We start from the raw sequence: 9,626 nt of genomic DNA on the forward strand, positions 1-9,626 counted from the left end.
ATCAGTGCACAATCTGATCCTCGTTGGCCCGATGGGAGCTGGAAAGAGCACCATCGGGCGTTTGCTTGCCAAGGAACTCCGTTTGCCGTTCAAGGACTCCGACAAGGAGATCGAACAGCGAACGGGTGCGAATATTCCCTGGATTTTCGATGTGGAGGGGGAGCAGGGCTTCCGAGACCGCGAACAGACCATGATCCAGGAGCTTTGCGAGGCCGATGGACTGGTCGTGGCGACGGGGGGGGGCGCAGTACTTCGGCCTGCCAACCGTGAAGCGCTGCGATCGGGTGGCCGGGTGGTTTACCTCTACACTTCCGTCGAGCAGCAGATCGGCCGGACGTCCAAGGATCGCAACCGGCCGCTCCTGCGGACGGCTGATCCGGCCAAGGTCCTCCGTGACCTCATGGCCATCCGTGATCCGCTCTACCGTGAGATCGCCGACATCATCATCGAGACCGATGAGCGCCCGCCTCGCCTGGTGGTGCAAGAAATACTCGATCGACTACAGGGCCTTCCGCCCCGTTAAAGGGCGGGCGGAACTGCGTTATCCTAGTGCCCTTTTTCATAGTGGGGGCCTCATGCGGACACTTCAGGTCGATCTCGGCGAGCGTAGCTATCCCATCCACATCGGTGCCGACCTGTTGTCGAAGGCCGAGCTGTTTGCGCCGCATATCGCCGGCAAGCAGGTGGCCATCGTCACCAACGAAACCGTCGCCCCGCTTTATCTCGAACGGCTGACCCAGACCCTCGGCGGCTGCAAGGTGCAGCCCATCGTTCTGCCCGATGGCGAGTCCTTCAAGAACTGGGAAACCCTCCAGCTCATCTTCGATGGCCTGCTCACTGCACGTCATGACCGCCGCACCACCATCATCGCGCTGGGCGGCGGCGTCATCGGCGACATGGCTGGCTTTGCCGCCGCCTGCTACCAGCGCGGCGTCGACTTCATCCAGGTACCGACCACCCTTCTGTCCCAGGTGGACTCCTCGGTCGGTGGCAAGACTGGCATCAACCACCCCCTGGGCAAGAACATGGTCGGTGCCTTCTACCAGCCCAAGGCCGTGCTGATCGATACTGCGACCCTGCGCACGTTGCCGCCTCGCGAACTCTCCGCCGGGCTTGCCGAAGTGATCAAATACGGCCTGATCTGCGACGCGCCATTCCTCGACTGGCTCGAAACGCACATGGATGCCCTGCTGGCCTTGGAGCCGACGGCGCTGACCGTGGCCATAGAGCGCTCCTGTGCCGCCAAGGCTCGCGTAGTCGGTGCCGACGAACGCGAATCCGGCATCCGCGCCACCCTCAACCTGGGGCACACCTTCGGCCACGCCATCGAGACCCACATGGGCTACGGCGTCTGGCTGCATGGCGAGGCGGTGGCCGCCGGGACCGTCATGGCCCTGGAGATGTCCCGTCGCCTCGGCTGGATCGACGCCGCAGAGCGCGACCGTTCCATACGCCTGCTGCGTGCAGCGGGCCTGCCGATCGTGCCGCCCCAGGAGATGACTCCCGCCCATTTCCTGGAACACATGGCCGTAGACAAGAAAGTGATCGATGGCCAGTTGCGCCTTGTGCTGCTGAGCCGGCTCGGAGAGGCGGTGGTTACCGCCGATTACCCGGGCAACATTCTGGACGAGACCCTGAGCGCCGATTACCGCGCCCTGGCCGAAGAGCTTGGAGAGTAAAAACAGTCCCATGAGCAGCCTGCATGCTGAAGAGGCCTTCCTGGCCCATTACCAGTTCACCCATGACCCGTTCGCCGCACGGGTCCCCGGCTTCAAGTTCTACCCAGCCCAGCGCAAGCCCGTCCTCGGCCAGCTGCACCACCTGGCTCGCTACAGCCAACTGTTGCTGGTGGTGACTGGCCCGGCCGGCGCCGGCAAGACCCTGCTGCGCCAGGCCCTGGTTGCCAGCACCAACAAACAGGCCGTGCAGAGCGTGGTCGTGTCCGCGCGCGGCGCCGCTGAAGCCGGTGGCCTGATGCGCCTGATCGCCCAGGCACTCGGCATTCCCCAGGCGGACAGCCGCTCCATCCTCGCCCAGGTCGGCCAACTGGCCCTGACCGGCCAGGAGGTCTACCTCCTCGTCGATGACGCCGAGGACCTGGACGACACCAGCGTCGACAACCTGCTGGCCCTGGCGGCCGGAAGCGGCGAATCGCGCCCTCACGTCTTCCTCTTCGCCGACTCCTCGCTGCTGCCGCGCCTGGAACTGGTCGCCGATGGTGAAGAACGCTTCCACGCCATTGAACTTCTGCCCTACAGCGAGGACGAAACCCGCGAATACCTGGCGCAGCGCCTTGAAGGTGCCGGCCAGAGTATCGACCTGCTGACCGAGGAACAGATCGAAGACATCCACCTCCAGTCCGGAGGCTGGCCCGGCGGCATCAATCAGGCCGCTCGCGAGCTCCTGGTGGAAGCGATGCTCGCCGAGCGGGGCGCATCGCGCAAAGGAGGGTTCAGCTTGAATCTACCGAAGAAGCACCTGCTGGCACTGGGCGTCGTCGCGGTCGGTGTCGTCGCTGCCTGGCTCATGCAAGGCCGTACCGATCACAGCACACCGGCCCAGCCCACCACGGCACAACTGCCCCTGGGCCAGGGCGTTGCCCCGTCCACGCCTGAGCAGCCGGGCAAACCCGGTGAAGCGCCGGCCGTCGAGTTCGCCGGCTCGTCGCAGCCGCTGCCCCTGCCGCTGGTGGGCGAAGCCCAGCCGGTCATCCGTGAGCCGCTGGCCCAGGCCGCCGGCCAGGAAGATCAGGATGAAGCCGGTACCCCACCCGCAGGCAGCACCGTGCCGCCTACCGTGACCACGGTCGCCCCGCCCATTGGAGCCACAGCCAGCCCCGCGCCGGCCCAGCCGCCCGCACCCATCGTCACCCAGCAGCCGGCTACCCGACCGGCGCCGCCGGCCACCGCACCTGCCGCTCCGGCCGTGGCCCAGGCCACACCCAGTGCGCAGCCGACCAAGCCCGCAGCAACCCCGGCGCCGACCGCCAAGCCCGCAGCGACCGCACCGGCAGCCAAGCCGGCCGAGAAGGCCGCTGCCAAGCCTGCTGCAGTCGCCTCCACGGGTGGCGCTGCAGGTGATGGCTGGTACCGTGCCCAGGCAGGTGGCAACTACGCCGTGCAGATCCTTGGCACCAGCTCCGAAGCCAGCGCCAAGTCCTTCATCCAGCAGAACGGTGGCGAGTACCGTTACTTCAAGAAGCTGCACCAGGGTAAGCCACTGTACGTGGTCACTTATGGTAATTTCGCCAGCCGAAATGCCGCCCAGGCCGCCATCAAGGCCCTGCCCGCCAAGGTGCAGGCCGGCAAGCCCTGGCCGAAGAGCTTCGCCAGCATCCAGCAAGAGATGGCCCGCTGAGCCCGGTCCCGGGCTCACCTGTCACTTGGCATCCTCAGATGTGACCGGAAAGTCGCTAGCACGACCTTCCGGTCTATTCCTTCGCTTTTGCGACAAATACTTTCACCGAATCGTCGTGCAGATTTGTAACGACCCCAGTGGATATGTACACTGACCTCCCTTTTGCCTACGCAAAGCTGGCGTCAAGTCTGGCGCGAGAGGTAACTGGTTGAATTAAAAGAAATTCCGCCTCTAAAAAGAGGCTGCTCTGGTGAGAGTTCCCCTATGAAAGCAGGTCTGTACCATCCTGATGAGTTCAAGGATAACTGCGGCTTCGGCCTGATTGCCCACATGCAGGGCGAGGCCAGTCACCATCTTCTGCAAACCGCGATTGAAGCACTGACCTGCATGACCCACCGCGGCGGTATCAACGCCGACGGCAAGACCGGCGACGGCTGTGGCCTGCTGATCCAGAAACCCGACCTGTTCCTGCGTGCGATTGCCAGGGAAACCTTCGGCGTCGACCTGCCCGGGCAATACGCCGTGGGCATGGTGTTCTTCAACCAGGACAACGCCCGTGCCGAAGTCGCCCGCGCGAACATGAATCGCGAGATCGAAGCCGCCGGCCTGCAACTGGTCGGCTGGCGCAAGGTCCCGGTGGACACCAGTGTCCTCGGCCGGCTGGCCCTGGAGCGCCTGCCGCAGATCGAACAGGTGTTCATCGGCGGCGAAGGTCTGTCCGACCAGGAGATGGCGGTCAAGCTGTTCAGCGCGCGTCGTCGCTCGTCCGTGGCCAACGCCGCCGACGCCGACCACTACGTCTGCAGCTTCTCCAACAGGACCATCATCTACAAAGGCCTGATGATGCCGGCCGACCTGCAGCAGTTCTACCCGGACCTGGGTGACGAACGCCTGCAGACCGCCATCTGCGTCTTCCACCAGCGCTTCTCCACCAACACCCTGCCGAAGTGGCCGCTGGCGCAGCCCTTCCGCTTCCTCGCCCACAACGGCGAGATCAACACCATCACCGGCAACCGCAACTGGGCCGTCGCCCGTCGCACCAAGTTCGCCAACGAGCAACTGCCCGACATCGACGAACTCGGCCCGCTGGTCAACCGCGTCGGTTCCGACTCCTCCAGCATGGACAACATGCTCGAACTGATGGTCACCGGCGGCATCGACCTGTTCCGTGGCGTGCGCATGATCATCCCGCCGGCCTGGCAGAACATGGAAACCATGGATGCCGACCTGCGTGCCTTCTACGAATACAACTCCATGCACATGGAGCCCTGGGACGGCCCCGCCGGCGTCGTGCTGACCGACGGCCGCCACGCCGTCTGCCTGCTCGACCGCAACGGCCTGCGCCCGGCCCGCTGGGTCACCACCAAGAACGGCTACATCACCCTCGCCTCCGAAATCGGCGTGTGGGACTACAAGCCCGAGGACGTCATCGCCAAGGGCCGCGTCGGCCCCGGCCAGATCCTCGCCGTCGACACCGAGACCGGCCAGATCCTCAACACCGAGGACATCGACAGCCGCCTCAAGTCGCGCCACCCCTACAAGCAGTGGCTGCGCCAGAGCGCCGTGCGCATCCAGGCCAAGCTCGACGACGACCACGGCGTCGCCAGTTACGACAGCGACCAGCTCAAGCAGTACATGAAAATGTTCCAGGTCACCTTCGAAGAGCGTGACCAGGTGCTGCGCCCGCTCGCCGAGCAGGGCCAGGAAGCGGTTGGCTCCATGGGTGACGACACCCCCATGGCCGTCCTGTCCAAGCGCGTGCGCTCCACCTACGACTACTTCCGCCAGCAGTTCGCGCAGGTCACCAACCCGCCGATCGACCCGCTGCGCGAAGCCATCGTCATGTCCCTGGAAATCTGCCTGGGCGCCGAGCGCAACATCTTCTCCGAGTCCCCGGCCCACGCCAGCCGCGTCATCCTCAGCAGCCCGGTGATTTCCCCGGCCAAGTGGCGTGCCCTGATGACCCTCGACCGCGAAGGCTTCGAGCGCCAGGTCATCGACCTCAACTACGACGAGTCCATCGGCCTCGAAGCCGCCGTGCGCAACATCGCCGACCAGGCCGAAGAAGCCGTGCGCGCCGGCAAGGTACTGCTGGTCCTCAGCGACCGCCACATCGCCCCCGGCAAGCTGCCCGCCCACGCCTCCCTGGCCGTCGGCGCCGTGCACCACCGCCTGGTGGAGCAGGGCCTGCGCTGCGACTGCAACATCCTGGTCGAGACCGCCACCGCCCGTGACCCGCACCACTTCGCCGTACTGGTGGGCTTCGGCGCCTCCGCCGTCTACCCCTACCTCGCCTACGAAGTGCTGGCCGACCTGATCCGCACCGGCGAAGTCCTCGGCGACCTCTACGAAGTCTTCAAGCACTACCGCAAAGGCATCTCCAAGGGCCTGCTGAAGATCCTCTCGAAGATGGGCATCTCCACCATCGCCTCCTACCGCGGTGCCCAACTGTTCGAAGCCGTCGGCCTGGCCGACGAAGTCGTCGACCTCAGCTTCCGTGGCGTTGCCAGCCGCATCCAGGGCGCCCGCTTCGTCGACATCGAGAGTGAACAGAAGCTGCTCGCCCAGGAAGCCTGGAGCAACCGCAAGCCGATCCAGCAGGGCGGCCTGCTCAAGTTCGTCTACGGCGGCGAGTACCACGCCTACAACCCCGACGTGGTCAACACCCTGCAGGCCGCCGTGCAGCAGGGCAGCTACGAAACCTACAAGCAGTACAGCGCCCTGGTGGACCAGCGCCCGGTGTCCATGATCCGCGACCTGCTCAAGGTCAAGGAGAGCGCCCAGCCCCTGTCACTGGAAGAGGTCGAGCCCGTCGGCGACATCCTCAAGCGCTTCGACTCCGCCGGCATCTCCCTCGGCGCCCTGTCCCCGGAAGCCCACGAAGCCATTGCCGAGGCCATGAACCGCCTGGGCGCGCGCTCCAACTCCGGCGAAGGCGGCGAAGACCCCGCCCGCTACGGCACCGTGCGCAGCTCCAAGATCAAGCAGGTCGCCACCGGCCGCTTCGGCGTCACCCCCGAGTACCTGGTCAACGCCGAAGTGCTGCAGATCAAGGTCGCCCAGGGTGCCAAGCCCGGTGAAGGCGGCCAACTGCCCGGCGGCAAGGTCAACGGCCTCATCGCCCGCCTGCGCTATGCCGTGCCCGGCGTCACCCTGATCTCCCCGCCGCCGCACCACGACATCTACTCCATCGAAGACCTGGCCCAACTGATCTACGACCTCAAGCAGGTCAACCCCCAGGCCCTGGTCTCGGTGAAGCTCGTGGCCGAGCCCGGCGTCGGCACCATCGCCGCCGGCGTGGCCAAGGCCTATGCCGACCTGATCACCATCTCCGGCTATGACGGCGGCACCGGCGCCTCCCCGCTGACCTCCATCAAGTACGCCGGCAGCCCCTGGGAACTGGGCCTCTCCGAAGCGCACCAGACCCTGCGTGGCAACGACCTGCGCGGCAAGGTTCGCGTGCAGACCGACGGCGGCCTGAAGACCGGCCTCGACGTCATCAAGGCCGCCATCCTCGGCGCCGAGAGCTTCGGCTTCGGCACCGCCCCGATGATCGCCCTGGGCTGCAAGTACCTGCGCATCTGCCACCTGAACAACTGCGCCACCGGCGTCGCCACCCAGAACGACAAGCTGCGCAAGGACCACTTCATCGGCACCGTCGAAATGGTGATGAACTTCTTCACCTACGTCGCCGAAGAAACCCGCGAGTGGCTGGCCCGCGTCGGTGTACGCAGCCTCGGCGAGCTGATCGGCCGCACCGACCTGCTCGACATCCTGCCGGGCGAGACCGCCAAGCAGGGCAACCTCGACCTCACCCCCCTGCTGGGCAGCGACCGCATCCCGGCCGACAAGCCCCAGTACTGCCAGGTGGACCGCAACCCGCCGTTCGACCCCGGCCTGCTGGCCGAGCGCATGTGGGACATGGCCAAGGGCGTCATCGAAAGCAAGTCCGGTGGCTGCTTCGACCTCGCCATCGGCAACTGCGACCGCTCCATCGGCGCACGCATCTCCGGCGAGATCGCCCGCCGCTACGGCAACCAGGGCATGAAGGACACCCCCGTGACCTTCCGCTTCAAGGGCACCGCCGGCCAGAGCTTCGGCGTATGGAACGCCGGCGGCCTGGACCTCTACCTCGAAGGCGACGCCAACGACTACGTCGGCAAGGGCATGACCGGCGGCAAGCTGGTCATCACCCCGCCCAAGGGCAGCCCGTTCAAGAGCCAGGAGTCGGCCATCATCGGCAACACCTGCCTCTACGGCGCCACCGGCGGCAAGCTGTTCGCCGCCGGCACCGCCGGGGAACGCTTCGGCGTGCGCAACTCCGGCGCCCATGCCGTCGTGGAAGGCACCGGCGACCACTGCTGCGAATACATGACCGGTGGCTTCGTCTGCGTCCTCGGCAAGACCGGCTACAACTTCGGTTCCGGCATGACCGGCGGCTTCGCCTACGTGCTGGACATGGACAACAGCTTCGTCGACCGGGTCAACCACGAACTGGTGGAAATCCAGCGCATCAGCAACGAGTCCATGGAGGCCTACCGCAGCCACCTGCACAGCGTGCTGGTGGAGTACGTCAAGGAAACCTCCAGCGACTGGGGTGCCCACCTGCTGGAAAACCTGGACGACTACCTGCGCCGGTTCTGGCTGGTCAAGCCGAAGGCTGCGAACCTCGCGTCGCTGCTCTCCAGCACCCGAGCCAACCCGCAATAACAAGCGCCCGAGCCGCGAGCCTGCGCGTCACCGACGCCGGGCCCGCTGGCCAACCGTGATGAGTCTTGCAGCGTGCCGCCCTGACGTGCCGCTGCTGTTAAGAGGTTTTCCAAATGACTGAACGTCTGAACAACGACTTCCAGTTCATCGAGGTCGGGCGCAAGGATCCGAAGAAGAAACTGCTGCGCCAGCGCAAAAAGGAATTCGTCGAGATCTACGACACCTTCAAGCCCCAGCAAGCGGCCGACCAGGCCCACCGCTGCCTGGGCTGCGGCAACCCCTATTGCGAATGGAAGTGCCCGGTCCACAACTTCATCCCCAACTGGCTGAAGCTGGTCTCCGAAGGCAACATCCTCGCCGCCGCCGAACTGTCCCACCAGACCAACACCCTGCCCGAGGTCTGCGGCCGCGTCTGCCCGCAGGACCGCCTCTGCGAAGGGGCCTGCACCCTCAACGACGGCTTCGGCGCGGTCACCATCGGCTCGGTGGAGAAGTACATCACCGACACCGCCTTCGCCATGGGCTGGCGCCCGGACATGTCCAAGGTCAAGCCCACCGGCAAGCGCGTCGCCGTCATCGGCGCCGGCCCGGCCGGCCTCGGCTGTGCCGACGTCCTGGTGCGCAATGGCGTGACCCCCGTGGTGTTCGACAGGAACCCCGAGATCGGTGGCCTGCTGACCTTCGGCATCCCCGAGTTCAAGCTCGAAAAGCACGTCCTCAGCCGTCGCCGCGAAGTCTTCACCGGCATGGGCATCGAGTTCCGCCTCAACACCGAAGTCGGCAAGGACATCACCCTGGAGCAACTGCTCGGTGAGTTCGATGCCGTGTTCATGGGCATGGGCACCTACACCTACATGAAGGGCGGCTTCCCCGGCGAAGACCTGCCCGGCGTGCATGACGCGCTGGACTTCCTCATCGCCAACGTCAACCGCAACCTCGGCTTCGAGAAGTCCCCCGAGGACTTCGTCGACATGAAGGGCAAGCGCGTCGTCGTCCTCGGCGGCGGCGACACCGCCATGGACTGCAACCGCACCTCCATCCGCCAGGGCGCCAAGGCCGTCACCTGCGCCTACCGCCGTGACGAAGAGAACATGCCCGGCTCGCGCAAAGAAGTGAAGAACGCCAAGGAAGAGGGCGTGAAGTTCCTCTTCAACCGCCAGCCCATCGCCATCGTCGGCGACGGCAAGGTGGAAGGCGTCAAGGTCGTCGAAACCCGCCTCGGCGAGCCCGACGCCCGTGGCCGCCGCAGCCCCGAGCCGATCCCCGGCTCCGAAGAGATCATCCCGGCCGACGCCGTGCTGATCGCCTTCGGCTTCCGTCCCAGCCCGGCGCCGTGGTTCGAGCAGTTCGACATCCGCATCGACAGCCAGGGTCGCGTCGTCGCCCCGGCCCAGGCGCAGTACAAGCACCAGACCAGCAACCCCAAGGTCTTCGCCGGTGGCGACATGGTGCGCGGCTCCGACCTGGTGGTCACCGCGATCTTCGAAGGCCGCACCGCCGCCGAAGGCATCCTCGACTACCTGGGCGTTTAAGCGGCAAGCCACACGCCGCCAGTGCGT

General features: G+C 65.8%; 5 protein-coding genes. All 5 read left to right on the top strand.

Annotated elements, in window-relative coordinates; translation table 11 throughout:
• Positions 1 to 4 precede the first annotated feature (4 nt).
• The 5 genes from aroK to A7D27_RS14980 all read left to right on the top strand — a co-directional run bounded on the left by aroK (position 5) and on the right by A7D27_RS14980 (position 9,599).
• Complete coding sequence (gene aroK, locus A7D27_RS14960) at positions 5 to 523, top strand: shikimate kinase AroK (protein WP_083265644.1); 519 nt, start codon at positions 5 to 7, stop codon at positions 521 to 523.
• Positions 524 to 575: 52 nt separating this feature from the next.
• On the top strand, positions 576 to 1,679 hold the full coding sequence (gene aroB, locus A7D27_RS14965; RefSeq protein WP_069565342.1) for a 3-dehydroquinate synthase: 1,104 nt from the start codon (positions 576 to 578) through the stop codon (positions 1,677 to 1,679).
• 10 nt (positions 1,680 to 1,689) lie between these two features.
• Positions 1,690 to 3,357 (top strand): AAA family ATPase, encoded by a 1,668-nt coding sequence (locus tag A7D27_RS14970; RefSeq protein ID WP_069565343.1) that lies wholly within the window; start codon positions 1,690 to 1,692, stop codon positions 3,355 to 3,357.
• 264 nt (positions 3,358 to 3,621) lie between these two features.
• Positions 3,622 to 8,067 (top strand): glutamate synthase large subunit, encoded by a 4,446-nt coding sequence (gltB, locus tag A7D27_RS14975; RefSeq protein WP_069565344.1) that lies wholly within the window; start codon positions 3,622 to 3,624, stop codon positions 8,065 to 8,067.
• A 113-nt stretch (positions 8,068 to 8,180) separates the two neighbouring features.
• A complete protein-coding gene (locus A7D27_RS14980) occupies positions 8,181 to 9,599 on the top strand; it encodes an FAD-dependent oxidoreductase (RefSeq protein ID WP_069562656.1) in 1,419 nt (472 codons plus the stop codon).
• The last annotated feature ends 27 nt before the right edge of the window (positions 9,600 to 9,626 follow it).

Origin of the sequence: Pseudomonas sp. 1D4, assembly GCF_001728925.1 — a bacterium.
Lineage (GTDB): Bacteria > Pseudomonadota > Gammaproteobacteria > Pseudomonadales > Pseudomonadaceae > Metapseudomonas > Metapseudomonas otitidis.